Raw genomic sequence first — 23,041 nt, 5'->3', positions numbered from 1 at the left:
GGTCCGGGCGACCTAGCGCAAGGCGGCGCAGGCAGCCTGGATCCGCGTGCAGGCTTCGGTCAGCAGCGCGTCCGACGTCGCATAGCTGATCCGCATCGCCGGCGAGAAGCCGAAGGCGGCGCCATGCACCGCCGCGACCTTGGCCTCGTCGAGCAGATAGCCGATCATCGTCTCGTCGCTGTCGATCACCAGCCCCTTGGGCGTGCGCTTGCCGATCAGCCCGGCAAATTCGGGATAGACGTAGAAGGCGCCTTCGGGAGTCGGGCAGGTCATTCCGTCGATCGCGTTGAGCATCGAGACCACCAGATCGCGGCGGCCCTGGAAGGCAGCGGTGCGCGCCTTGAGGAAGGACTGGTCGCCGTTCAGCGCCGCGACCGACGCCGCCTGGCTGATGCTGCACGGGTTCGACGTCGACTGCGACTGGAGCTTGCTCATCGCCTTGATCAGCGGCGCCGGCCCGCCGGCATAGCCGATCCGCCAGCCGGTCATCGCATAGGCCTTCGACACGCCGTTCGCAGTGAGGGTGCGATCGTAGAGCGACGGACAGACCTGGGCGATGGTGCGGAATTCGAAGCCGTCATAGAGGATATGCTCGTACATATCGTCGGCATAGATCAGCACATGCGGGTGCCGCTCAAGCACGTCGCCCAGCGCCTTGAGCTCAGCCTCGCTATAGGCCGCGCCGGTTGGGTTCGAAGGCGAGTTGAGCACGACCCATTTGGTGTTGGCGGTGATCGCAGCCTCGAGCTGCTCGGGGCGCAGCTTGTAGCCCTGATCCGCCCCCGCGGCGACGAATATCGGAGTGCCCCCGGCAAACTCGACGACGTCGGGATAACTCACCCAATAAGGTGCGGGGACGATGACCTCGTCGCCCGGATCGATCGTCGCACAAAAGGCATTGAACAGCGTATGCTTGCCGCCGGAGTTCACGCTGATCTGGTTCTCGGCATAGGTCAGGCCGTTTTCGCGCGCGAACTTGGCGACGATCGCCGCCTTGAGCTCGGGCGTGCCGTCGACATTGGTGTAGCGGGTCTTGTTCTGCCGGATCGCCTCGATCGCGGCGTCCTTGACGAAATCGGGCGTGTCGAAATCGGGCTCGCCGGCGCCCAGACCGATCACGTCGATTCCCTGCCGCTTCAGCTCGAGCACGCGGCTCGTGACCGCGAGCGTGGCGGACGGCTGGATGCGCTGGAGCGCGGCGGAGGTCTTCATGGGCGACGCCTTTTCCGATGGGGAAGCGGCTGCGCCTATACGTGGGCGTTCGCTGGTTCCGCAACTGTAACGGCCGTTACCAATCCCCGCAGCGCGTTACCGAGGAAGAACCCCTCCGCCAGATCCTCCGGGCGCAGATCGCCCTCGACAGCACGGCCGCTGTCGATCAACTCCGCGCGGAGCACGCCGGGGAGCAGGCCCCGCGCAAGCGGCGGGGTGACCAGCACGCCGTCGCGCTCGACGAACAGAGTCGTGAAGCTGCCTTCGGTCAGATAGCCGTCCCGATCCACGAACAAAACTTCCCAGGCGCCGGAGGCCGCGCGCGCGCTATCGTAGAAGCCGCGGCGACTCGTTTTATGGCGCAGTCGAAAGTCGTCCGGCGCAACTTCGAGCGGGCGGATGGCGACGCGCGCCGGCCCATCGGGCGGCGCCGGTAGCGGGCTGATGCCGATCGCCAGCGCCCCCGATCGGGCCAGGAGCAGCCGCACTCTCGAAGCGCCCCGCAAGCGGAAAGTGGCGGCCTGGAGGTCGTTGCGCGCGTTGTGACGATCGAACTCGAAGCCGAACGCCAATGCACTGGCCTTCATCCGGGCGAGATGGCGCTCCAGCAGCGGCATGCCGCGCTCGGGATCGAAGGCCATCGTCTCGATCAAGTCGAAGCCGGGCTCGCCTGCGGTCACGAAGGCACCCTTTGCCAGGCATTCCTGCCATTCGGACTCTGCCTGCGAATCGGCGACCACTCCCGAGCCGAGCCCGAGCAGCGCCCTGCCTGGCTGCTCGATCGTAAGCGTCCGAATCGCCACGTTGAACATAGCATCGCCATTCGCATCCAGCCTGCCGATTGCACCTGTATAGACCCCGCGCGGGCTATCCTCGACTTGGGATATTATCTGCATTGCGCGGATCTTGGGAGCGCCGGTCACAGATCCACAGGGGAAGAGCGACTCGAGGGCATCGATTGCATCCAGGCCCTCGCTCAATCGGCCGGTCACCGTGGAGACCATCTGATGGACGGTGGGATAGGTTTCCACGTGGAACAACCGGGGCACCGCCACGCTGCCCGGCTGCGAGACCCGGGCGAGATCGTTGCGCATCAAATCGACGATCATCAGATTTTCAGCGCGCTGCTTCGAATCCTCGCCGAGGGTATAAGCGAGCGCGGCGTCTTCGCGGGGCTCGGCAGCCCGCACCGCCGTGCCCTTCATCGGTCGCGCGGTCAGCTGCCCCGCGTCTAGCGCGAAGAAAAGTTCGGGGGAAAAGCTCAGCAGCCAACGCGAACCGGTGGCGATCAGCGCGCCATAGCCGGCGCGCGAGCGGGCGCGAAGTAGCGCATAGAGCGCCGCCTCTCCGCCTTCGTAGCGCACGGTGGCGCGAAAGGTGAGGTTCGCCTGATAGATGTCGCCCGCAGCGATATAGTCTGCGACGCGTGCGAACGCGGCCCGATAGTCGCGGGAGGCGATCTGAGGCTCGGGGGCGGCGGCCCAGGCGCCGGCGGAATCGGGCAATAGTTGCTCGATCTGGCAAGGGTCCAGTTCGACAAAGTCCGGGAAAAGGCCAAACCAGAGCGCCTCGCCGCCATATTCAAGATAGCCGGCGGCATGCAGGCCCTGCGCTCGCGCCGCGCGCAGGCGCTCGAAGGCGCACGCAACCTGCGCGGCCCCGTACGCTTCTATGATCTCGACCGGATCAGCATAAAGCCGCGCCGGCGCGCCGTCGCCGCGGGCGTCGTCCAAAAGCACGAAAGGAGGGGCCGGCAGCCGCATCGCTCCCGCATGCCGCCGCGAAGGCCGCGCGACAAGCCTATGTTGCCGCGGGCGCTGCTCCGACCTATCTCGCGGCGATGTCCAATCCCCCGATGCGCGCGGCGATCGTGCCGGTTACGCCGCTCCAGCAAAATTGCACGCTTATATGGTGCACGCGCACGATGCGGGGCGCGTTCGTCGATCCCGGCGGCGACTTGCCCAAGCTGCGCGCTGCCGCCGGCCAGCATGGCGTCACGATTGAAAAGATCCTGATCACCCACGGACATATCGATCATTGCGGCGAGGCGAGTGCCTTCGCGACGGAACTAAGCGTGCCGATCGAAGGGCCGCATCCGGCCGACCGTTTCTGGATCGACCGACTGGAGGAGGATGGTCGCAAATATGGCATCCCAGGCGCGCCGTTCGAACCCGACCGCTGGCTGGACGGGGGTGACCAGGTGACGGTGGGTGAACTGACGTTCGACGTCTATCACTGCCCCGGCCACACGCCGGGCCATATCGTCTTCCACCACGAACCTTCGAAATTCGCGTTGGTCGGCGACGTGCTGTTCCAGGGATCGATCGGGCGGACCGACTTTCCGAAGAGCGACCCCCGGCAGCTGATCGAGTCGATCGTGACGCAGCTCTGGCCGCTCGGCGGCGACACCTTCTTCGTTCCCGGCCATGGCGCGCCCAGCAGCTTCGCACAGGAGCGCCGCAGCAATCCTTTCGTGGGCGATGCGGCGCTTAGCGCAGTGGGCTGAGACCCGTATAGCCGAGATAGACGGCGTAGGCGGCGAGCCCGAGCATCACCAGCATCGTGCTGAGGATGCCGAGCATCCGGCCGATTCGCCATCCATCCATCCCGAATCCGTGCAGCACGCGGCCGACGATGAAGACAGCGGCGACGATCCACAGCCAATATTGGGTGCCGCGCGCCATTTCGACCAGGGCGATCAGGATGAGGACGATCGGCGCATATTCGGCGAAGTTCAGATGCGCGCGCATCCGCGCCACCATCCGGGGATTGCCACCGTCGCCGACCAGGATCTTCTCGGAAATGCGCAACTGGCTGATCCGCAGACCCAGCCAGAAGTTGATCAGCGCCGCGGCGCCCGCGGTGACAAGTGCGACTGGCAGGAAAAACATTCAGGGCCCCTTATATAGAGCGGCTTAGTGGCACGGCCTTGCAACATGGGCAAGAATCGCTATACGCGCGGCTCGCTTCGTGACCTGTCTGCTGGTCCGGCGGGTGGCCGGCTCAGCCGTCGCTTGCCCGGACTTCCCTGCGGGCGTATCGCGACTAGATTCAAGTTTCTGTAACAAAGGTGCCGAAATGGCCGTTCCCAAGAGAAAGACCTCGCCTTCCAAGCGCGGCATGCGCCGGTCGCACGATTCGCTCAGCGTCGAGGCATTCAACGAATGCTCCAACTGCGGCGAACTGAAGCGCCCCCATCATCTGTGCACGGCGTGCGGCCATTATAACGGCCGCGAAGTCATCGCTGCCGAGGGCTGAGCCACGAACAGGGGCCTGCCGCGATGACTACCCCCAAGCGAATCGCCGTCGATGCAATGGGCGGCGACGAGGGGATCGCAGTCATGCTCGCGGGCGCGTCGCGCGCACGACGTCGCTTCGAGGGAATGGAATTCATTCTCGTCGGTGACGAGGCTCAGATTCGCGCCGGCCTCGAAAAGCATCCCAACCTGACTGCCGCTTCGGAGATCGTCCACGCGGCCGGCGTCGTCGCGCCCGACGAAAAGCCCAGCCAGGCGATTCGCCGCGCCAAGACCACGTCGATGGGAATCGCGATCGACCTGGTCAAGAAGGGCCGCGCCGGCGCTGCGGTTTCCTCCGGCAATACCGGCGCGCTGATGGCGATGGCCAAGCTTTCGCTGCGTACCATGCCTGGCATCGATCGACCCGCGCTCGCCGCCTTGCTGCCGACGCTCGGCGAAAACGACACGGTGATGCTCGATCTCGGAGCCAACACCGAAGTCGACAAGCGCAACCTCGTCCAGTTCGCCGTGATGGGTGCCGCTTATGCGCGCACCGCGCTGGACCTCGGCAATCCGCGAGTCGCCTTGCTCAACATCGGCACCGAAGAACTCAAGGGCACCGACAATATCCGCGAGGCTGCCGCCGAGCTGCGCGCCGCCAAGCATTTGCGCCTGAATTTCGTCGGTTTCGTCGAGGGCAACAAGCTCTCGCGCGGTGATGTCGACGTGATCGTCTGCGATGGCTTCTCAGGCAACATCGCTCTCAAGACGATAGAAGGCACCGCGCGTTTCGTCGCCGACCTGCTCAAGCGTGCCTTCACCAGCTCAACGCGCTCGAAGATCGGATTCCTGATCTCCAGGCCGGCGACCGAATTGCTCCGCCACCATCTCGATCCCAACAATCACAATGGCGCGATCTTCCTCGGGCTCAACGGCATCGTCGTGAAGAGCCATGGCAGCGCGAATGAAATTGGGGTCGATACTGCGATCGGCTTTGCAGCCAAGATGCTGCGCGACGACCTCAACCGGCGGATCGCAGAGGATCTGGGAAATTTCGAAGCGACGCAGCGCTCCGCTGCGAAGCCCATGCAGGAAACGAGTAGCGCAGCGTGACCTTCCGTTCGGTGATTATCGGTACCGGCTCGTTCCTGCCGGCCAATCGCGTTTCCAATGCCCAGCTCGCCGAGCGAGTCGACACCACCGACGAATGGATCGTCGAGCGCACCGGCATCCGATTTCGCCACATTGCCGGCGAGGGGGAATCGACGAGCACGCTGGCAACCGCGGCGTGCAAGGCCGCGCTCGAATCCGCCGGGGTCGACGCGACCAGCATCGACCTGATCGTGCTGGCCACCGCCACTCCGGACCAGACCTTCCCCGCCACCGCGACTCGGGTGCAGACCGCGCTCGGCATCGGCGATTGCGTCGCCTTCGACGTGGCCGCGGTCTGCTCGGGCTTCCTCTATGCGTTGCAGGTCGCCGATTCGATGATCCGATCGGGCGCCAGCAAGCGCGCGCTGGTGATCGGCGCGGAGACCTTCAGTCGAATCCTCGACTGGGAGGATCGCACCACCTGCGTATTGTTCGGCGACGGCGCCGGGGCGATCGTGCTCGAGGGACAGGATAGCGCCGAAGCGGGCGGACGCGGGATCCTGGCGTCGCGGCTGCACGCCGATGGGCGTCACAACGATCTTCTCTATGTCGACGGCGGCCCCTCCACCACGGGCACCGTCGGCAAGCTGCGCATGAAGGGACGCGAAGTCTTTCGACACGCGGTGGTCAATCTTGCCGCGGTGATGGAGGAAACGCTTGCCGCGGCCGGATTGGAATCCACGCAGGTCGATTGGGTGGTTCCCCACCAGGCCAATGCCCGCATCCTTGACGCCACCGCTCGCAAGCTGGGGCTCGACCCTGCCAGGGTCGTGGTCACCGTCGACCAGCATGCCAACACCTCCGCCGCGTCGGTGCCATTGGCGCTCGATACCGCGGTGCGCGACGGACGGATCAAGCAAGGCGATCTGATCGTGCTTGAAGCGATGGGCGGCGGCTTCACTTGGGGTGCGGCGGTCATGCGCTTCTAGGGCAGCTCATATCGGCATCCTTTCGCTACCGAAACTAACGGGTCGTTTGCGGGACCTGAAACAATCTGGTAATGCGATTCAACACAGATCAACTTCGGGGGACTTGCCGACATGCCGGCTGCGGGCACGCTGACCAGGGCAGACTTGGCCGAATCGCTGCATCGCGAGGTCGGGCTGTCGCGCGCCGACGCCGCGCGGCTGGTCGAGCAGATCCTCACCCACATGTGCGAGTCGCTCTCCAAGGGTGACAATGTCAAGATTTCGGGGTTCGGCAGCTTCATTCTTCGCGACAAGGGCGAACGGGTCGGGCGCAATCCCAAGACCGGGGTCGAAGTGCCGATCGCACCGCGCCGCGTCCTCACCTTCCGGGCCAGCCAGATGATGCGCGACCGCATCGTGGCGGGCAACTGAGCGAGAAGATGGCGGCCTCCGAGAAGGCCGCTGGCGCTCTACGCACGATCGGCGAGCTTGCGCTCGATATCGGCCGACCGCAGCATATCCTGCGCTATTGGGAGACGAGATTCCCCCAGCTTCGTCCACTCACGCGCGCAGGCAATCGCCGCTATTATAGGCCCGAGGATGTCGCGCTGGTTCAGCGCATCCACCAATTACTGTCGAGCGAAGGCTATACGATCCGCGGCGTCCAGCGGCTACTGGCATCGGAGAAGAGCCCGCGCGCGCCGGCTGTGCGCAAGGATGGCGACGCGCTTCGCAAAGTTCGCGACGCCCTGATCGACGCGCTGGAGGAGGACGAGCCTAAGGGTGGTCCGGGCCCAGGCTAGGATCGAGATCGCGGGGCCGCACGAAACGGACCAGTTCGCCGCTGCCGCTGCGGATCGAACTCCAGTCCGACGCGTCGAAGCGTATCTCGGCCAGGCTCGCAGTGGGGAATTTGGCTTCGACCGAATCGCGGTCCGCGCTGCCGTCCGGCACCAGCAGCAGCACCAACTCCTCGAGTCCCGGATTATGACCGACGAGCAAGACATGGTCTGCCCCGGCCGGCAGCTCATGAACCATGTCGAGCAGAGTCGCCGACGATGCCAGGTAGATCCTCTGGTCCCAGGCCGGGGCGAGATCGCCGCCATAGCCGGCGCTGACATGATCGAGCGTCTCGACGACCCGCACCGCGGGCGAAGCGACGACATGATCGAAATCGAGACCGAGCGCCTTCAAGTTGCGCCCGACCATCGCCGCGGCGCGCTTGCCCTTGGGATTCAACGGGCGATCGAAATCGCGCGAGACGGGATCGTCCCAGCCCGATTTGGCATGGCGCAGCAGCGTGAGCGTCTTCATGCGTCCTCGATCGTCAGGCGTTGGCGGGCGCCTCATGCCGCAAGCGCGCCGACAAGGAAAGCCGCACGCGCTCGATCGCCTCGTCCAACGTGACGCGCGCGACTGGCGTTCCCTCGGGGAAGGCGCTCAGCAGGCGCGACGGCATGGCGGCGGAAAGCAGTACGAAACTGCCATGATCGTCCGCACGGCGAATCAGCCGGCCGAATGCCTGCGCCAGCCGCGCGCGGACGATCCGATCGTCGAACGCGCTGCCCCCACCCGCCAATCGTCGCGCGGCATGAAGCACGCTCGGCTTGGGCCAGGGCACGCCCTCCATCACCACCAGCCGCAGCGAATGGCCGGGGACGTCGACTCCGTCGCGCAGCGCATCGGTGCCGATCAACGAGGTGCGCGGATCGTCGCGGAAGATGTCGACCAGCGTCCCCGTGTCGATCGGATCGACATGCTGGGCGAGCAAGGGCAGCCCCTCGCGCGCCAACCGGTCGGCGATGCGGGCGTGGACCGCCCGCAAGCGGCGGATCGCCGTGAACAGTCCCAGCGTGCCGCCCTCCGCCGCGAGGATCAGCCGGGCATAGGCATTGGCAAGCGCCGGCAAGTCGCCGCGCTTGATATCGGTGACGATGAGCACTTCGGCCTGGGCGGCATAATCGAACGGGCTGACCGCTTCGAAGCGAGTCGCGGGGCGCAGGAGATGGACCGCGCCCGAGCGCGCCTCGGCCCCGTCCCAATCGCCGCCGGCGCGCAGCGTCGCCGAGGTGACCAAAGCGCCGTGCGCGGGCTTGAGCACCGTTTCGGCGAAGGGTTTGGACGGATCGAGCCAGTGGCGATGGAGCCCGACATCATATTCGCGGCCCTCGACTCGCTCGACGGCGAGCCAATCGACATATTCGGGATCGGCCGGGCCACCGATCCGCGCGATCAAGGCGAGCCAGGCACCGACGGTTTCGGTACGCCAGCCGAGCGAGGCGATCGCGCCCTCGATCCTTGCCCGCGCCTGACCGTCCATCCAGTCGGGCGATTCGGCGAGCACCGCTTCGAGCCGGCGGCCGAGGGTGACCATCGGACGGAGCAGCGCGTCGAGCGCGGCTCCGGCAGGCCCCGCGGCTTCGACCAGAGTCGCATCGGGCTCGGCGAGTTCGGTCTCGAGGCCATAGCCCGCATCCCCCGAGCCGTTGGTATCGCGCGCATAGACGAGTCCACGCACCGCCGCGAGCAACGCCTCGAGTGGGCCGAACGGCTGGCCTTCATGGACGCGCTGGAGCCATTGGTCGCTGGGCAGCGCGCGGGCGGCTTCGACTGCCTCGGATATCGCGCGACCGCCTTCCTCGTCGTAGCTCGCGACGTCCGAAAGCCGTGCCGCCAGTCCCCGGCGTCGTCCGCGCGAGCCCGAATCGGGGCCGGTGATCCAGCGGCGCAGCTCGATCGATTCCTGCCCCGTGAGCGCCGCGGAAAACATGCTGTCGGCAGCGTCGAACAGGTGATGTCCCTCGTCGAACACATAACGAGTCGGGCGGCTCGTCGATTCGCGGCCGCGCGCCGCGTTGACCATCACCAAAGCATGGTTGGCGATGACCAGATCGGCGTCGGCGCTGGCGCGGGCGGCGCGCTCGATGAAGCATTTCCGGTAATGCGGGCAGCCGGCATAGATGCACTCGCCGCGCCGATCGGTGAGCGCGGTCGATCCGTTGCGGCGGAACAGCGTCGGCAACCAGCCCGGCAAGTCGCCGCCGACCATGTCGCCATCGGCGCTATAGGCCGCCCAGCGTGCGACGAGCTGAGCCAGGATCGCGGCGCGGCCCGCGAAACCGCCCTGCAGCGCATCCTCGAGGTTGAGCAGGCAGACATAGTTTTCGCGCCCCTTGCGGGTGACGATCCGTCGCTTGCGCTCTTGCGGATCGGGGAACAGCCGCTCGCTTTCCTGCGCGAGCTGGCGCTGCAATGCCTTGGTGAAGGTCGAGACCCATACCGCGCCCTGCGCCTGATCGGCCCAGAGCGAGGCGGGGGCGAGATAGCCGAGCGTCTTGCCGATCCCCGTCCCCGCCTCAGCCAGCACCAGATTAGGGGTGTCGCGCATTGCCCGGGGGGCGAAGGCGCTGGCGGCGGCGGCGGCGAAATCGCGCTGGCCCTGGCGGCGCTCGGCCTTGCTGCCGGTGAGCGTCGCGAGTCGTTCGGCGACATCGCCATCCGCTAGCGTCACCGTGCGCGGGCCGGGGCGCGGCGGGCGCTCTTCCCATTCGGGCAGTTTGGAAAAGAGCCAGCGCTCGGCCTGCGCGGGCTTGGCGATCCGCTGGCTGAGCGCGGGCGCCCAGGGCCAGCGCATCCGGAACAGCGACTGGACGCTGTTCCAGGCGCCTTCGCGCTCGGGCCAGTCGCCGTCGGTCAGCGCAAGCAACGCCTCGGCGGTGCGGCGCAGGAAGCCGGCGACCTCGGCATCGCTTTCGGGCGGGGCGATCCCCGCGGCGCGGGCGAGGCCCTTGGGAGTCGGCACCATGAACTGCGCGGGGCGCAGGAAGGCGAAGAGTTCGAGAAGGTCGAGCCCCGAAATCTCGGGATGCCCCAGCCGCTGCCCGATCAGCGGCGCATTGAGCATCAGGATCGGCGTGTCGGCCGCGATACGGATCGCCTCGCCGCGGCTGACCGCGCGCGTCTCTTCGGCGGTGGCGATCCAGACGCCGCCATGGCTCGCATGCAGCGCGGGATAGGGAAGCGTGGTCACCGGTGAGATAATAGCCTCAGCGGAACGAAAGCGAAACGCTTATCGATCAGGGAAACCAATGGCGACTTGTACGTTGCGGCGATCATGAGACTCTCGATCCACGCGCAGCTCGACTACAGCTTCGCCAATCCGACCGATATCCTGCTCCAGCTCGAGGCGGCGGCGATCCCCGAGCAGACGATCGAGGAGTCGCATCTCGACATCTCCGATTGCGCGCATTTCGCGCGGGTGGCGGCGCAGGACATGATCGGCGAGCGGATCTGGGTACGCACCCAGGGACAGCTGCTGGTCGACTATCGCGCGACCGTGGCGATCAACCGCGTGCTCAACGATTGCCTGGACCTGCCGATGGTGCCCCCGCACCAATTGCCGGGGGAGACGGTGCAATATCTGATGGCGTCGCGATACTGCCCGTCGGACCAATTCCAGCATTTCGTCGACGCAGAATTCGCCGGGACCGAGGGTGGCGCGCGCGTCGTGGCGATGCGCGACTGGATCGAGCAGCGTTATGCCTATGTCCCCGGGAGCAGCACCGCCGATACGACCGCACTTGAGACCTTCGTGCGGCGCCAGGGGGTCTGCCGTGACTTCGCGCATGTGATGATCACGCTGACGCGGGCGTCGGGCATCCCCGCGCGGATGGCGAGCGTCTATGCGCTGGGCGTCGAGCCGCAGGATTTCCATGCGGTGGCGGAAGTTTTCCTGGGCGGCGAATGGCATCTCGTCGATCCGACCGGGATGGCCAAGGAGGCCGCGATGGCGAAGATCGGGATCGGGCGCGACGCCGCCGACATCTCGTTCCTGACCGCTTATGGCAATGCGCAGCTCAATAGCCAGTCGGTCGAAGTGGCGCCTGCCTGACGGGCTGGTTCGCGCGCGCGCGATTCGCTAGATGCGCGCGATGACCGACAAGCAGATGCTCCGCGCCGCCGCACTCGATTCCAAGGCCTGGCCCTATGAAGAGGCCCGCAAGCTTCTCAAGCGCTATCCCGACGGGGCGCCGGCCAAGGGGCATGTGCTGTTCGAGACCGGCTACGGCCCCTCGGGCCTTCCGCATATCGGCACGTTCAACGAAGTGCTGCGCACGACGATGGTGCGCAAGGCGTTCGAGACGCTTTCGGACATCCCCACCCGGCTGATCGCGTTCAGCGACGATATGGACGGGCTGCGGAAAGTCCCGGACAATGTGCCGAACAAGGAAATGCTCGCGGCGCATCTCGGCAAGCCGCTGACGCGGATCCCCGATCCGTTCGGGACGCATGAGAGCTTTGCCGCGCACAACAATGCGCTGCTGCGCGAATTCCTCGATCGCTTCGGGTTCGACTATGAGTTCGTCTCGTCGACCGATTATTATGAGGGCGGCACGTTCGACGCGGCGCTGAAGGGCGTGCTGCGCCACTATCAGGGCATCATGGACGTGATGCTGCCGACGCTGCGGAAAGAACGGCAGGCGACCTACTCGCCGGTGCTGCCGGTGAGTCCGAAGAGCGGCGTGGTGTTGCAGGTGCCGATCGAGGTGGTCGATGCCGAGGCCGGGCTGATCGCGTTCGACGACGAGGGTGAGCGGATCACGCAGACCATCCTAGGCGGCAAGGCCAAGCTTCAGTGGAAGGTCGATTGGGCGATGCGCTGGGTCGCGCTCGGCGTCGATTACGAGATGGCGGGCAAGGATCTGATCGATTCGGTCACTCAGAGCTCGAAGATCGCCCGCGTGCTCGGCGGGCGGCCGCCCGAGGGGTTCAATTATGAGATGTTCCTCGACGAGAAGGGGGAGAAGATCTCCAAGTCGAAGGGCAACGGGCTCAGCCTCGAGCAATGGCTGACCTATGGCCCCGACGAGAGCCTGGCCTTTTACATCTATCGCGAGCCGAAGAAGGCCAAGGCGCTTCACATGGGGGTGATCCCGCGCGCGGTGGACGATTATTGGCAGTTCCGGGCGAATTATGCCGCCCAGCCGATCGAGCAGAAGCTCGGCAATCCAGTCCACCACATCCACAACGGCCCGCCGCCTGCGGAGACGCTGCCGGTGACCTTCGGGCTGCTGCTCAACCTGGTCGGGGTGATGGGCGAGGCGAGCAAGGCGCAGGTTTGGGGTTATCTCGCCAATTATGTGCCGGATGCGACGCCCGAGACCTATCCCGCGCTGGACGACCTGATCGGCTATGCGTTGGCTTATGCGCGCGATTTCGTGGCGCCGACGCTCAAGCGGCGGGCGCCGGTGGGGGTCGAGGTGACCGCGCTGGAGCGGCTCGATGGCGAGCTGGCGGCGCTGCCTACGGACGCCTCCGCCGAGGATATCCAGAATATCGTATATGAGATCGGCAAGACGGCCGGCTTCGAGAATCTGCGCGACTGGTTCAAGGCACTGTACGAAACGCTGCTCGGTTCGGAACAGGGGCCGCGGATGGGTAGCTTCATCGCGCTCTATGGCGTCGAGAATAGCCGTCGGTTGATTCGGGAAGCGCTCGACCGCTGAGCTTATCCGGCGGCGGCGGCCCGGGCGAGGCGCAGGTCGCTGCGGCGCTCGACGAGCATCGCGATGCACCAGATGGCAAAGCCGCCAAGCGCCAGCGCCGCGCCGACATAGCCGGTCGAGGTCCAGCCATAGCCCGCCGCGATCGCCATGCCGCCGAGCCAGGGGCCGAGCGCATTGGCGGTGTTGAACGCCGAATGGTTGAGTGCCGCCGCCAGCCCCTGCGCCTTGCCCGCGACGTCCATCAGCCGGGTCTGGAGCACCGCGCCGAGCGCACCGGCGAAGCCGACCGCGAAGATATCGACGCAGATCCACCAGAAGCTATGCGCCGCCAGCGGATAAAGCACGAGCGCGAAGGCGCTGAGGAGGAGGAGCACCGCCGCCGTCGGCATCAGCGCGCGATCGGCGTAGCGCGGGGCGACCAGATTGCCGAGCGTCATCCCCGCGCCGAATATCGCCAACGCGATCGGGATCGCGCTCGCGCCCACCCCGGTCACTTCGAGCAAAGTCGAGGCGAGATAGGTGTAGACGCAGAACAGTCCGCCGAAGCCGATCGCGCCGATGCCGAGCGTCAGCCAGACCTGGCCATTGGCGAGCGCCGCGAGCTCGCCGAGCGGGCTGACTTCAGGCCGCGGCTTGTCTCGCGGGGCGAGGCGATAGACCAGCAGCATCGTCAGGATGGAGAGGGCGGCGACGACCGCGAAGCCCCAGCGCCAGCCCATCGTCTGGCCCAGCCAATTGGCGAGCGGCACGCCGATTACGGTGGCGATCGTCAGCCCGAGCATCACCCGGCCGACCGCCTGCGATCTCTTGTCGTCGGGTACGAGCGAGGCGGCGACGAGCGCGGCGATGCCGAAATAGGCGCCGTGCGGGAGGCCGGAGAGGAAGCGGAAAACGAGCATCCACTCATAGGTGGGCGCGAGCGCGCTGAGCCCGTTGAACAAGGCGAAGCCCGCCATCAGCAGGATCAGCAGCGTCCGCCGCGCCATCCGCGCGCCGAGCACCGCGAGCAACGGTGCGCCGACCACCACGCCGAGCGCATAGGCACTGATCACATGCCCTGCGGTCGGCTCGTCGATGCCGAGCCCGGGGGCGAAATAGGGGACCAGGCTCATCGTCGCGAATTCGGTCGTGCCGATCGCGAACCCGCCCATGGCGAGCGCGAAATGGACGAGAAAGACGGGCGTTGGCCGGCGGGCGGGAGCTTGCATCGAGCCCAAGTGGTTATGCTGCACTGCAGCGTCAACGTCACAAACGCGCAACCGTGGATGCGTGCGGCGCACATCATGATCTGTTCGCCGCGGCTGGCTCGCTTAACCAACGGTCGGCATCTTTGCCGCCGCGGCGCTCGAGCCCGTTAATGGTGGAGGGCGGAAGCGTGCAAAATGACAGCGATCGCCGGCGGGCCTCAGGCGACCCCCGGCTCCACCCCGGCGAAGGCCGGGCCCCAGCTACGATAGGCCGCACAGCATCCCCACTCTCGAAAGCAGGTCGCGACTGGACCCCGGCCTTCGCCGGGGTGTACCTTGCTCAATCCAGCTGGTTTAAACCCGATTTGCGGCGATGCCGTGCCTCAGAGCTTCTCGGTCAGCTCTGGGACGATCTTGAACAGGTCGCCGACCAGGCCGATGTCGGCGACCTGGAAGATCGGGGCGTCTTCGTCCTTGTTGATCGCGATGATCACCTTCGAATCCTTCATCCCCGCGAGATGCTGGATCGCCCCGGAAATGCCGATCGCGATATAGACTTCGGGGGCGACGATCTTGCCCGTCTGGCCGACCTGATAGTCGTTGGGGACGAAGCCCGCGTCGACAGCCGCACGGCTGGCGCCGACCGCGGCGCCGAGCTTGTCGGCGAGTGGCTCGATGATCGAATGGAAATTCTCGCCATTCTGCAGTGCGCGGCCGCCCGAGACGATGATCTTGGCGCTGGTCAGCTCGGGGCGGACCGATTCGGCGATCTCCGAACCCGCGAAGGTGGAAAGGCCCGCATCGCCTGCGCCCGACACCGCCTCGACCGTGCCGCTGCCGCCCGAAGTCTCAGCCTTGGCGAAGGCGGTGCCGCGCACCGTAATCACCAGCTTCTTGTCGCTGGTCTGGACCGTGGCGATCGCATTGCCGGCATAAATGGGACGTGTGAACGTATCCGGGCCCTCGACCGAGAGGATGTCCGAAATCTGCATCACGTCGAGCAACGCCGCGACGCGCGGGGCGATATTCTTGCCGGTGGTGGTGGAGGGGAAGAGGATCGCGTCATGATCTGCCATCAGGCCGACGATCAAGGGCGCGACATTCTCGGCCAGCGCATGTTCGTAGGCGGGATCGTCGGCAAGATGGACCTTGCCCACGCCGGCGATCTGCGCGGCCTGATCGGCCACCGCGGCGGCGCCCGATCCTGCGACGAGGAGGTGGACCTCACCGAGCTTGGCGGCAGCGGTCACCGTGGCGAGGGTGGCGTCGCGAACGACCTTATTGTCATGTTCGACCCAGACGAGCGTCTTCACTTGGCGACTCCCATACCCTTGAGGCGTTCGACCAGTTCGTCGACCGATCCGACCTTGACCCCGGCCTGGCGCTTGCCGGGCTCGACGACCTTGAGGGTCTGCATTCGCGGCGAAACGTCGACGCCATAATCGGCGACGGTCTTCTTGAGCACCGGCTTGGACTTGGCCTTCATGATGTTCGGCAGCGTCGCATAACGCGGCTCGTTGAGCCGCAGATCGGTGGTGACGATCGCGGGGAGCTTGAGATCGACCGTCTCGAGCCCGCCATCGACTTCGCGGGTTACCGCGACACGATCACCGGTCACCTCGACCTTCGACGCGAAGGTTCCCTGCGGCCAGCCTAGCAGCGCCGCGAGCATCTGCCCGGTCTGGTTGGCATCGTCGTCGATCGCCTGCTTGCCGAGGATCACCAGGCCCGGTTGCTCCTCGTCGCATACCGCCTTGAGCAGCTTGGCGACGCCGAGCGGCTCGACTTCCTCTTCGGTGGCAATCAGGATCGCGCGATCGGCGCCCATGGCGCGCGCAGTCAGCAGGATATCGGTCTCCGCCTTGGGAACGCCGATCGTGACGACGACGACCTCGGTGACGACACCCTTTTCCTTGAGGCGCACGGCCTCCTCGATCGCGATCTCGTCGAACGGGTTCATGCTCATCTTGACGTTGGCCAGATCGACCCCCGTCCCGTCCGCCTTCACGCGGGGCTTTACGTTATAATCAAGCACGCGCTTGACCGGTACCAGGACCTTCATCTGCCTCTCCTCGTCGGCGCCCTGAGGGTGCCTGTCACTGCAATCGCCACCAATCCAACGACAAAAAAAGCGACTGTCATTATCACCGCGGTGCCGCGGAAATCTGGCGGTTCGCTTAGCGCCGCAAAAGGCATCGCGAGCGTTCCGAACACGAAAAGCAAAACCATCGCCGGCTTAACGGTTCGTTGTCCGAAAATCAGAATCGCGATCGGTCCCAAGACGGCAACCGCAACGAGTAACATCGCAGCGAGACCGCCCAACACGGCCATGTCACGCGGCCTGCTTCACCTCGGCCACGATCTTCTGTGCCGCATCGCCCAGATCGTTGGCCGCCACGATCGGCAGCCCCGAATTGGCGAGGATGTCCTTGCCCTGCTGGACATTGGTGCCTTCGAGCCGGACGACCAATGGCACCTGCAGGTTCACTTCCTTCGCCGCGGCGACGATGCCCTCGGCGATGATGTCGCAGCGCATGATGCCGCCGAAGATGTTGACCAAGATGCCCTTCACATTGGGATCCTGGAGGATGATCTTGAACGCAGCGGTGACCTTTTCCTTGTTCGCGCCGCCGCCGACGTCGAGGAAGTTGGCCGGGAACATGCCGTTGAGCTTGATGATATCCATCGTCGCCATCGCGAGGCCGGCGCCGTTGACCATGCAGCCTATGTCGCCGTCGAGCTTGATGTAAGCGAGGTCGTACTTCGAAGCCTCCAGCTCGGCCGGATCCTCTTCGGTCTCGTCGCGTAGCTCCATCAGGTCCTTGTGGCGGAACATGGCATTGCCGTCGAAGGCGACCTTCGCGTCGAGCACCATCAGCTTACCGTCGTCGGTGACTGCGAGCGGGTTGATCTCGATCTGCTCGGCATCGGTGCCCAGGAAGGCATCGTACAGCTTGGCGGCGGTGCTGGTCGCCTGCTTGGCGAGATCGCCGGTCAGCTCGAGCGCGGCAGCGACGGCGCGGCCGTGGTGCGGCATGAAGCCGGTCGCAGGATCGATATCGATCGAGTGGATCTTCTCGGGCGTGTCATGCGCCACGGTCTCGATGTCCATGCCGCCTTCGGTGGAGGCGACCATCGAGATGCGACCGGTCGCGCGGTTGACCAAGAGCGCGAGGTAGAATTCCTTGGCGATATCGACGCCGTCGGTGACGTAGAGACGGTTGACCTGCTTGCCGGCGTCGCCGGTCTGGATCGTCACCAGCGTGTTGCCGAGCATGTCGCTCGCGGCGGCGCGGACTTCGTCCTCGCTGCGCGCCAGGCGAACGCCGCCCTTGGCGTCGGGGCCGAGTTCCTTGAACTTGCCCTTGCCGCGGCCGCCGGCATGGATCTGCGCCTTGACGACATAAAGCGGCCCGGGAAGCTTCTTCGAGGCCTCGACGGCCTCCTCTACGGTCATGGCGGCGAAGCCTGCGGGGACGGGCACGCCGAACTTGGCGAGCAGTTCCTTGGCCTGATATTCGTGGATATTCATGGGAAGCCGGGCCTCATTTTTCGAAGATCGGGAATGTGCCTCGCCTTAAGCACAGCGGACGCAGCGAATCCACCCCGGACGGTTTCAGCGGGCGAGCCCGGTGGCGCAGAGTGCGGCCGAGCTGGTGGTGACTCCGACGATCTCGGCATCGCCGAGCGCACGGACGCGGTGGAGAAACTCGTCGAGCGACTCGGCGCCGCGCGCCTGGGGCAGGTCGGCGATCCGCCGCAACTGCCCGAGCGACAGCCGATCGACCATCCGTTCCGACATGCAGGCCGAAAGCGGCGCCGGCAGACCGGCGCGGATCAGCCCGCTGCGCAGCCGCGCCTCGGGCACCGCGCAGCCACCCAGCAGTGCAATTGCGCAAAATCCCAAGCCTATCCTCGCAAGCATGGCATCGCCTCGCTATATCGGCCCGATGCATATTGCGTTGGGCATCCTGATACTTGTGGCAACGATCGTGGCGATGGAAGGGTTCGCCTATGTCGCGCACCGCTGGGTGATGCATGGCCCCGGCTGGTTCCTCCACAAGAGCCATCACGAGCCGCGCACCGGCAATTTCGAGCTCAATGATCTTTATGCGGCGATCTTCGCTGTGCCCTCGATCGTGTTGCTGCTAGGCGGCGTCCATCTCGGCTGGTGGCCGGGGTTCGGCTGGATCGGCGGCGGGATCGCGGCCTATGGTGCGATCTATTTCGGCTTCCATGACGTCATCGTTCATCAGCGTCTGCCGCACCGCTATGTCGCGCGATCGCCCTACATGAAGCGGATCATGCAGGCGCACCGGCTACATCATGCCGTGGAGAGCAAGCACGGAACCGTGAGCTTCGGTTTCCTGTGGGCGCCGAAGGCCGAGATACTGAAGACGCAGATCAAGCAGCGCGGCGGCAAGACCAGGTCCAGTGCGCAGGCGGATTGAAGAATCGCGCGGGCATGCACACATGCTGCCACGATGGACCATCTAAACCTCCCCGAATCCGAATGGCGCAAGCGCCTGACCCCCGAGCAGTTCCACGTGCTGCGCGAGGCGGGGACCGAACGCGCCTTCACCGGGCGATACAATGATAACAAGGCCGACGGCATCTATGCCTGCGCCGCGTGCAATCTCGACCTGTTCGACAGCATCGATAAGTATGATTCGGGCTCGGGCTGGCCGAGCTTCACGCAGCCGATCGCGGCCGAGAATGTCGTCGAACATGCCGATACCAGCCATGGCATGCGCCGGGTGGAGGCGCGCTGCGCCCGCTGCGACGGGCATCTCGGCCATGTTTTCCCCGACGGCCCACCGCCGACCGGCCTACGCTATTGCATGAACTCGCTGAGCCTCGATTTCCGTTCACGTAGCGGCAACGCAAATGGCACTAGTTCGGGATCGAGCGGCTCCTGATCCTTGTGAGCCGCCGGATTAGGGCTTAACCCACCCGCCGATGGCCTCGACTTCACGGAAAACCAAATCCAAGCCATGGTGGCGTGACCCAGCGGCCTGGAAGCGTATCGGCTTCTGGACGCTGATTGGCGGTATCGCGTTCGGCGTGATCGCCGCGGTCGCGCTGACGATCGCAATCTTTTCGACGCGCGCCTCGCTGCCCAGCTATGACGAGCTCAAATCCTCACCCAACGGACAGATGATCCGCGTCCATGCGGTGGACGGCACCGTGTTGGTATCGCTTGGTCCCAGCTATGGCGAGTGGATCGCCCATGCCGATATCCCCGAGGTGATGAAGGATGCCATCGTTGCGGTGGAAGATCGCCGTTTCGAGGATCATTGGGGCGTCGATCTGTGGGGCATGGGCCGCGCGATCCGCACCGGCCTGGCAAATCGCGGCACCGGGCGACGGCTGCAAGGCGCATCGACGATCACCCAGCAGGTCGCGCGCACGATATTCCTGTCGAACAAATATGATTTCGGCCGCAAGATGCGCGAGGCGGTGCTGGCGCTGGCGATGGAGCGCAAGTTCACGAAGGAGCAGATCCTCGAACTCTATCTGAACAAGGTTTACTTCGGAGGCGGTGCTTATGGAATCGACGCCGCATCACGCAAGTTCTTCGGACATCCGGCAAAGGAATTGTCGCTCGGCGAGGCGGCGGTGATGGCAGGACTGGTCAAGGCGCCGTCGCATTATGCGCCCACCGCCGACGCGGAGGCGGCAATCCAGCGCGCCAGCGTCGTGCTCGACGTGATGGTCGAGACCGGTAAAATCAGCCGTGCGCAAGCCGCCGCGACCGATCCGCAAGGCGTGAAGCTGGCGCCCGAGCCCCGCCAGAACAGCGTGCGCTATTTTACCGACTGGGCATTGCCGCAACTCGAAGTGCTGATCGACGAAACCGATGCACCGCTGGAAGTGTGGACCACGCTCGACCTCGACATGCAGCGCGCCGCCGACGAGGCGATCCGCGCCAATGCCCCCGGCGACGCCCAGGGCGCGCTGGTTAGCCTCGACCGCGACGGCGCGGTGCGCGCGATGGTCGGCGGCAAAGATTATGTCTCGTCGATCTACAATCGTGCGACCCAGGCCACGCGCCAGCCGGGCTCTGCGTTCAAGCTCTTCGTCTATCTCGCGGCGCTGGAGGCGGGGCACAAGCCCGACGACATGGTGGTCGACGAACCGGTGACGATCAACGGCTGGACTCCGCGCAACAGTTCGCGCCGCAATTTGGGTGAAATGTCGTTGCGCAGCGCCTTTGCCTATTCGATCAACACCGTCGCCGCAAAGCTGGGCCAGGAGGTCGGCTTCGGCACGGTTGCCAACATGGCGCGGCGTTTCGGCATCACGACGCCGGTGAACACGCAACCTTCGATGGTGCTCGGCACCTCCGACGTGCGGCTGATCGACATGACCCGCGCCTTCGCCTCGGTCGCCCAGCAGGGCGTGGCCGTAACTCCGTTCGGGATCACCCGGGTCACCGCCAACGGGGCGGTGATCTACAGCCATGAAGTCGACACCAGCCACGTTCTGGTCGCGCCTTATGTCGCCGCGCAGATGACCGATCTGCTGCAGACCGCAGTCAACACCGGTTCGGGCAAGGCCGCGCAAATCGGGCGTCCGGTTGCGGGCAAGACCGGCACGACCAGTTCGAACAAGGATGGTTGGTTCCTCGGTTTCTCTAGCGGGCTGACGACCGGCGTCTGGATGGGCCGCGACAATGCCCGTCCCGTCCCCGGTCTGCAGGGCGGCACCGCGCCTGCCCGCGCCTTCCGTTCCTTCATGGTAAAGGCCGTCGCGAAGCGGCCGGTCGAGGAGTTCGACACAAAGGTGACGCTGCCCGAATGGCAGCTCGATCCCGAAGACAATGCCTATTTCGCCCCCGACAACGGCATGTTCGTCGACGAGGACGGCAACCCGCTGCCCGAGGCACCGCGCGATGACGCGCTTCCTGCCGAGGAAGAGGAACAGGCGCAGCCCGACCAGATCGACCAGGAGTGGATCGATCGGATGACCGGAAGGCGAGCGCCGCCCCAGCCCGCGCCGACGCGCGCGCCGAGTCCTTCCGCGGTCCGCCCGCCGCCGCGCGACTGGCAGCGGCAGCCACCGGCGGATTGGCCCCGCCAGCCCCCGCCCCAGCAGCGTCAGCAACCCGAGCGTGCGCTGCCGCGCGACGCCGATGACGGCTATCAGGAGTAGCGACCGACCCAGTGCAATGCGCTGCCGTGGCTCCGCAACCAGGCGCGCGCGGGCGCGGGATCGTCTTCGTACAGCAAGGCGACCAGCCGGTGGAATGCCGGCGAGTGGTTCATGTGGACGCGGTGCGCGACTTCATGCGCGACCGTGGCGCGGCGCACGAATGCGGGCGCGAGGATCAGCCGCCAGCTGTAGCGGATCACGCCCGATGCGGCGCAGCTGCCCCAGCGTCCGCGCGCATCGCCGATGCCGACCTTGGCGATCGTGACCCCGGCGCGCTCGGCATATTCCGCGGTCTCGTCGCTGAGCAGGCGCAGTGCCTCGCCGCGCAGCCAGCGCTCGATCCGCCGCTCCAGCCCTTCGCGCGGGCCGCCGCAGAATAGCGTGTCGCCATCGAGCCTGGGCGTGCGGGGGCGGCCGTCGTCCCAGACGATGTCGATCTCGCGACCCGCGAGCGGGAAGCTGGCGCCGGGCGCGAACGGTCGCGATTCCGGAAGCGTGGCGCGTTGCGCACTGATCCAGGGCTGCAGCTCCGCTGCCCAGGCGAGCCCCTTCTTAAGCGAGGCGCGCGGCGGCAAAGTCAGGCGGACGTGCCCGTCGCGCGGATCGACCGCCAGCCGCATCCGCCGCGCACGGGCGTGGCGGACGACCTCGATCTCGGGGTTCACAGAATCCGGTCCACCAGATGATTTTCAAGATCGCCGGCATCGTCTTCGGAAACCGTCCAGCCGCGAGTCGATTCGCCGGCCCGGTGCACCGCCTCGGGATCGCCGCAGACCAGATAGTGCCATTCGGGCAGCGCCTCCCCCGCCGCGCGCAGGCGATAGGCGCAGGTCGTCGGGAGCCATTCGATCTCGGCGACATTGCCGATGCTCAGCCGCACGCATTCGCTGACATAGGCGTGGCGGTGCTTGTAGTCGCTGCACCGCCCGGCCTTTCGATCAAGCAGGCGGCAGGCGACGTTGGTGGCGAACAGTTCGCCGGTCTCGTCATCCTCGAGCTTGTGGATGCAGCATTTGCCGCAGCCGTCGCACAGCGATTCCCACTGCGCCCGATCGAGCCGGGCCAGCGGCGTGTCTTCCCAATAGCGCCCGCTCATTTGACCCAGTGCCGGATCTGCTCGGCGATCGCGGCGCCGTCCTTGTCGATCGGCAGCGAGGCGATCGGCTCGCCATTGGGGCCCATCAGGAATGCGACCGCGAGGTGATCGACCATATAGCCGCCGCCAGGACCCGGCGCCTGCTTCTTGAAATAGACCGCATATTTCTTCGCGACGTCGGCGATCGCCTGGGGGCTTCCGGTGAGCCCGACGACGCGAGGATGGAAATTGGCGATGAACTGCTTGACCACCGCGGGCGTGTCACGCTCGGGATCGACGGTGATGAAGATCGGGACGACCTTGTTCGCGATCCGCGGCGAATCCGTGTCGAGGATCTTCATCGCCTGACCGATCTTGGCCATGTCGGTCGGGCAGACATCCGGGCAATAGGTGTAGCCGAAATAGACGATCCGATAGCGCCCGGCGAAATCGGTATCGCGAACGGTCTTTCCGTCCTGATCGGTCAGCGCGAAACCGCCGCCGATCCGGGCCCCGGCAAGCGGAGGTTGCTCGGGCGCGCCTCCGCAACCGGCGAGCGGAAGAGCGAATGCGACGATCGAAGCAAGAAGGTTCCTATTCATGGCGC

25 protein-coding genes are annotated in these 23,041 nt (G+C 65.8%); 11 read left to right on the top strand and 14 right to left on the bottom strand.

Annotation, left to right across the window (positions count from 1 at the left end; genetic code table 11):
* Nucleotides 1-12: 12 nt before the first annotated feature.
* The gene (locus OKW87_RS12170) at nt 13-1,212 is read right to left on the bottom strand and encodes a pyridoxal phosphate-dependent aminotransferase (protein WP_265539853.1); all 1,200 of its coding nucleotides are present in this window, start codon (nt 1,210-1,212) and stop codon (nt 13-15) included.
* Between the two features lie 35 nt (nt 1,213-1,247).
* On the bottom strand, nt 1,248-2,975 hold the full coding sequence (gene pabB / locus OKW87_RS12165; RefSeq protein ID WP_265539851.1) for an aminodeoxychorismate synthase component I: 1,728 nt from the start codon (nt 2,973-2,975) through the stop codon (nt 1,248-1,250).
* A gap of 77 nt (nt 2,976-3,052) precedes the next feature.
* Here pabB and OKW87_RS12160 point away from each other — a divergent pair, with 77 nt between their 5' ends.
* The gene (locus OKW87_RS12160; RefSeq protein WP_265539849.1) at nt 3,053-3,718 is read left to right on the top strand and encodes an MBL fold metallo-hydrolase; all 666 of its coding nucleotides are present in this window, start codon (nt 3,053-3,055) and stop codon (nt 3,716-3,718) included.
* On the opposite strand, the gene OKW87_RS12155 is transcribed toward OKW87_RS12160, so the two are convergent.
* The gene (locus OKW87_RS12155) at nt 3,702-4,103 is read right to left on the bottom strand and encodes an MAPEG family protein (protein ID WP_265539847.1); all 402 of its coding nucleotides are present in this window, start codon (nt 4,101-4,103) and stop codon (nt 3,702-3,704) included. The two genes, OKW87_RS12160 and OKW87_RS12155, sit on opposite strands and share 17 nt — an antisense overlap.
* Nucleotides 4,104-4,290: 187 nt before the next feature.
* On the opposite strand from OKW87_RS12155, the gene rpmF reads away from it, so the two are divergent.
* The 5 genes from rpmF (at nt 4,291) to OKW87_RS12130 (ending at nt 7,314) form a co-directional block, all read left to right on the top strand.
* Nucleotides 4,291-4,470: a 50S ribosomal protein L32 gene (gene rpmF / locus OKW87_RS12150; protein ID WP_265539844.1), complete on the top strand. Its 180-nt coding sequence runs from the start codon at nt 4,291-4,293 to the stop codon at nt 4,468-4,470.
* A 23-nt stretch (nt 4,471-4,493) separates the two neighbouring features.
* Entirely contained in the window at nt 4,494-5,564 is a 1,071-nt protein-coding gene (gene plsX, locus OKW87_RS12145; RefSeq protein ID WP_265539842.1) for a phosphate acyltransferase PlsX, read from the top strand.
* On the top strand, nt 5,561-6,532 hold the full coding sequence (locus OKW87_RS12140) for a beta-ketoacyl-ACP synthase III (protein ID WP_265539840.1): 972 nt from the start codon (nt 5,561-5,563) through the stop codon (nt 6,530-6,532). Before plsX ends, OKW87_RS12140 begins: the two co-directional genes overlap by 4 nt.
* Before the next feature lie 111 nt (nt 6,533-6,643).
* Nucleotides 6,644-6,943, top strand: coding sequence for an integration host factor subunit alpha (locus tag OKW87_RS12135; protein WP_265539838.1), 300 nt, complete (start codon nt 6,644-6,646; stop codon nt 6,941-6,943).
* 8 nt (nt 6,944-6,951) lie between these two features.
* A complete protein-coding gene (locus OKW87_RS12130; protein WP_265539837.1) occupies nt 6,952-7,314 on the top strand; it encodes a MerR family transcriptional regulator in 363 nt (120 codons plus the stop codon).
* Here the strand turns inward: OKW87_RS12130 and OKW87_RS12125 are convergent.
* Both OKW87_RS12125 and OKW87_RS12120 read right to left on the bottom strand, forming a co-directional pair.
* Nucleotides 7,289-7,825: a SixA phosphatase family protein gene (locus OKW87_RS12125; protein ID WP_265539835.1), complete on the bottom strand. Its 537-nt coding sequence runs from the start codon at nt 7,823-7,825 to the stop codon at nt 7,289-7,291. The genes OKW87_RS12130 and OKW87_RS12125 overlap by 26 nt on opposite strands.
* Before the next feature lie 13 nt (nt 7,826-7,838).
* Nucleotides 7,839-10,541, bottom strand: coding sequence for an ATP-dependent DNA helicase (locus OKW87_RS12120; RefSeq protein ID WP_265539833.1), 2,703 nt, complete (start codon nt 10,539-10,541; stop codon nt 7,839-7,841).
* 84 nt (nt 10,542-10,625) lie between these two features.
* Between OKW87_RS12120 and OKW87_RS12115 the strand changes: the two genes are divergently transcribed.
* Nucleotides 10,626-11,402 (top strand): transglutaminase-like domain-containing protein, encoded by a 777-nt coding sequence (locus OKW87_RS12115; protein WP_265539832.1) that lies wholly within the window; start codon nt 10,626-10,628, stop codon nt 11,400-11,402.
* A 40-nt stretch (nt 11,403-11,442) separates the two neighbouring features.
* The gene (locus OKW87_RS12110) at nt 11,443-13,017 is read left to right on the top strand and encodes a lysine--tRNA ligase (RefSeq protein WP_265539830.1); all 1,575 of its coding nucleotides are present in this window, start codon (nt 11,443-11,445) and stop codon (nt 13,015-13,017) included.
* A 2-nt stretch (nt 13,018-13,019) separates the two neighbouring features.
* Here OKW87_RS12110 and OKW87_RS12105 read toward each other — a convergent pair whose 3' ends face one another.
* The 6 genes from OKW87_RS12105 to OKW87_RS12080 form a co-directional block, all read right to left on the bottom strand.
* Entirely contained in the window at nt 13,020-14,225 is a 1,206-nt protein-coding gene (locus OKW87_RS12105) for an MFS transporter (RefSeq protein ID WP_265539829.1), read from the bottom strand.
* Nucleotides 14,226-14,587: 362 nt separating this feature from the next.
* Nucleotides 14,588-15,517, bottom strand: a complete 930-nt coding sequence (locus tag OKW87_RS12100; protein ID WP_265539827.1) for an electron transfer flavoprotein subunit alpha/FixB family protein — start codon at nt 15,515-15,517, stop codon at nt 14,588-14,590.
* Nucleotides 15,514-16,266: an electron transfer flavoprotein subunit beta/FixA family protein gene (locus OKW87_RS12095; protein ID WP_265539825.1), complete on the bottom strand. Its 753-nt coding sequence runs from the start codon at nt 16,264-16,266 to the stop codon at nt 15,514-15,516. The genes OKW87_RS12100 and OKW87_RS12095 overlap by 4 nt, the downstream gene beginning before the upstream one ends.
* Entirely contained in the window at nt 16,263-16,535 is a 273-nt protein-coding gene (locus tag OKW87_RS12090) for a hypothetical protein (RefSeq protein WP_265539824.1), read from the bottom strand. Before OKW87_RS12090 ends, OKW87_RS12095 begins: the two co-directional genes overlap by 4 nt.
* Before the next feature lies 1 nt (nt 16,536).
* Nucleotides 16,537-17,736, bottom strand: coding sequence for an ADP-forming succinate--CoA ligase subunit beta (sucC, locus tag OKW87_RS12085; protein ID WP_265539822.1), 1,200 nt, complete (start codon nt 17,734-17,736; stop codon nt 16,537-16,539).
* Between the two features lie 84 nt (nt 17,737-17,820).
* Entirely contained in the window at nt 17,821-18,111 is a 291-nt protein-coding gene (locus OKW87_RS12080; RefSeq protein ID WP_265539820.1) for a hypothetical protein, read from the bottom strand.
* Nucleotides 18,112-18,154: 43 nt separating this feature from the next.
* Between OKW87_RS12080 and OKW87_RS12075 the strand changes: the two genes are divergently transcribed.
* Genes OKW87_RS12075 through OKW87_RS12065 form a run of 3 tightly spaced genes read left to right on the top strand, consistent with a single transcriptional unit; the run spans nt 18,155 to nt 21,359 of the window.
* Nucleotides 18,155-18,655, top strand: coding sequence for a sterol desaturase family protein (locus tag OKW87_RS12075; protein WP_265539819.1), 501 nt, complete (start codon nt 18,155-18,157; stop codon nt 18,653-18,655).
* Nucleotides 18,656-18,688: 33 nt separating this feature from the next.
* Complete coding sequence (gene msrB / locus OKW87_RS12070) at nt 18,689-19,123, top strand: peptide-methionine (R)-S-oxide reductase MsrB (RefSeq protein ID WP_265539818.1); 435 nt, start codon at nt 18,689-18,691, stop codon at nt 19,121-19,123.
* Nucleotides 19,124-19,163: 40 nt separating this feature from the next.
* Nucleotides 19,164-21,359, top strand: a complete 2,196-nt coding sequence (locus OKW87_RS12065; protein ID WP_265539817.1) for a transglycosylase domain-containing protein — start codon at nt 19,164-19,166, stop codon at nt 21,357-21,359.
* On the opposite strand, the gene OKW87_RS12060 is transcribed toward OKW87_RS12065, so the two are convergent.
* From OKW87_RS12060 to OKW87_RS12050, 3 genes are read right to left on the bottom strand one after another with little or no spacing between them, the layout of a single operon-like run.
* Nucleotides 21,350-22,024, bottom strand: a complete 675-nt coding sequence (locus tag OKW87_RS12060; RefSeq protein ID WP_265539816.1) for a M48 family metallopeptidase — start codon at nt 22,022-22,024, stop codon at nt 21,350-21,352. The genes OKW87_RS12065 and OKW87_RS12060 overlap by 10 nt on opposite strands.
* The gene (locus OKW87_RS12055) at nt 22,021-22,455 is read right to left on the bottom strand and encodes a YcgN family cysteine cluster protein (RefSeq protein ID WP_265539815.1); all 435 of its coding nucleotides are present in this window, start codon (nt 22,453-22,455) and stop codon (nt 22,021-22,023) included. Before OKW87_RS12055 ends, OKW87_RS12060 begins: the two co-directional genes overlap by 4 nt.
* Nucleotides 22,452-23,036, bottom strand: coding sequence for an SCO family protein (locus OKW87_RS12050; RefSeq protein ID WP_265539814.1), 585 nt, complete (start codon nt 23,034-23,036; stop codon nt 22,452-22,454). Before OKW87_RS12050 ends, OKW87_RS12055 begins: the two co-directional genes overlap by 4 nt.
* Nucleotides 23,037-23,041: the final 5 nt, after the last annotated feature.

The organism is Sphingomonas sp. M1-B02, assembly GCF_026167525.1.
In the GTDB taxonomy this organism is placed as follows: Bacteria; Pseudomonadota; Alphaproteobacteria; order Sphingomonadales; family Sphingomonadaceae; genus Sphingomonas.
Note: the sequence above shows the minus strand (reverse complement) of the source record. Positions and strands in the feature narration are given on the sequence as shown.

Coding starts and splice junctions, on each gene's coding strand:
- OKW87_RS12170 (WP_265539853.1), bottom strand. CDS start 1,212: ATGAAGACCTCCGCCGCGCTCCAGCGCATCCAGCCGTCCGCCACGCTC.
- pabB (WP_265539851.1), bottom strand. CDS start 2,975: ATGCGGCTGCCGGCCCCTCCTTTCGTGCTTTTGGACGACGCCCGCGGC.
- OKW87_RS12160 (WP_265539849.1), top strand. CDS start 3,053: ATGTCCAATCCCCCGATGCGCGCGGCGATCGTGCCGGTTACGCCGCTC.
- OKW87_RS12155 (WP_265539847.1), bottom strand. CDS start 4,103: ATGTTTTTCCTGCCAGTCGCACTTGTCACCGCGGGCGCCGCGGCGCTG.
- rpmF (WP_265539844.1), top strand. CDS start 4,291: ATGGCCGTTCCCAAGAGAAAGACCTCGCCTTCCAAGCGCGGCATGCGC.
- plsX (WP_265539842.1), top strand. CDS start 4,494: ATGACTACCCCCAAGCGAATCGCCGTCGATGCAATGGGCGGCGACGAG.
- OKW87_RS12135 (WP_265539838.1), top strand. CDS start 6,644: ATGCCGGCTGCGGGCACGCTGACCAGGGCAGACTTGGCCGAATCGCTG.
- OKW87_RS12130 (WP_265539837.1), top strand. CDS start 6,952: ATGGCGGCCTCCGAGAAGGCCGCTGGCGCTCTACGCACGATCGGCGAG.
- OKW87_RS12125 (WP_265539835.1), bottom strand. CDS start 7,825: ATGAAGACGCTCACGCTGCTGCGCCATGCCAAATCGGGCTGGGACGAT.
- OKW87_RS12115 (WP_265539832.1), top strand. CDS start 10,626: ATGAGACTCTCGATCCACGCGCAGCTCGACTACAGCTTCGCCAATCCG.
- OKW87_RS12110 (WP_265539830.1), top strand. CDS start 11,443: ATGACCGACAAGCAGATGCTCCGCGCCGCCGCACTCGATTCCAAGGCC.
- OKW87_RS12105 (WP_265539829.1), bottom strand. CDS start 14,225: ATGCAAGCTCCCGCCCGCCGGCCAACGCCCGTCTTTCTCGTCCATTTC.
- OKW87_RS12095 (WP_265539825.1), bottom strand. CDS start 16,266: ATGAAGGTCCTGGTACCGGTCAAGCGCGTGCTTGATTATAACGTAAAG.
- OKW87_RS12090 (WP_265539824.1), bottom strand. CDS start 16,535: ATGGCCGTGTTGGGCGGTCTCGCTGCGATGTTACTCGTTGCGGTTGCC.
- sucC (WP_265539822.1), bottom strand. CDS start 17,736: ATGAATATCCACGAATATCAGGCCAAGGAACTGCTCGCCAAGTTCGGC.
- OKW87_RS12075 (WP_265539819.1), top strand. CDS start 18,155: ATGCATATTGCGTTGGGCATCCTGATACTTGTGGCAACGATCGTGGCG.
- msrB (WP_265539818.1), top strand. CDS start 18,689: ATGGACCATCTAAACCTCCCCGAATCCGAATGGCGCAAGCGCCTGACC.
- OKW87_RS12065 (WP_265539817.1), top strand. CDS start 19,164: ATGGCCTCGACTTCACGGAAAACCAAATCCAAGCCATGGTGGCGTGAC.
- OKW87_RS12055 (WP_265539815.1), bottom strand. CDS start 22,455: ATGAGCGGGCGCTATTGGGAAGACACGCCGCTGGCCCGGCTCGATCGG.
- OKW87_RS12050 (WP_265539814.1), bottom strand. CDS start 23,036: ATGAATAGGAACCTTCTTGCTTCGATCGTCGCATTCGCTCTTCCGCTC.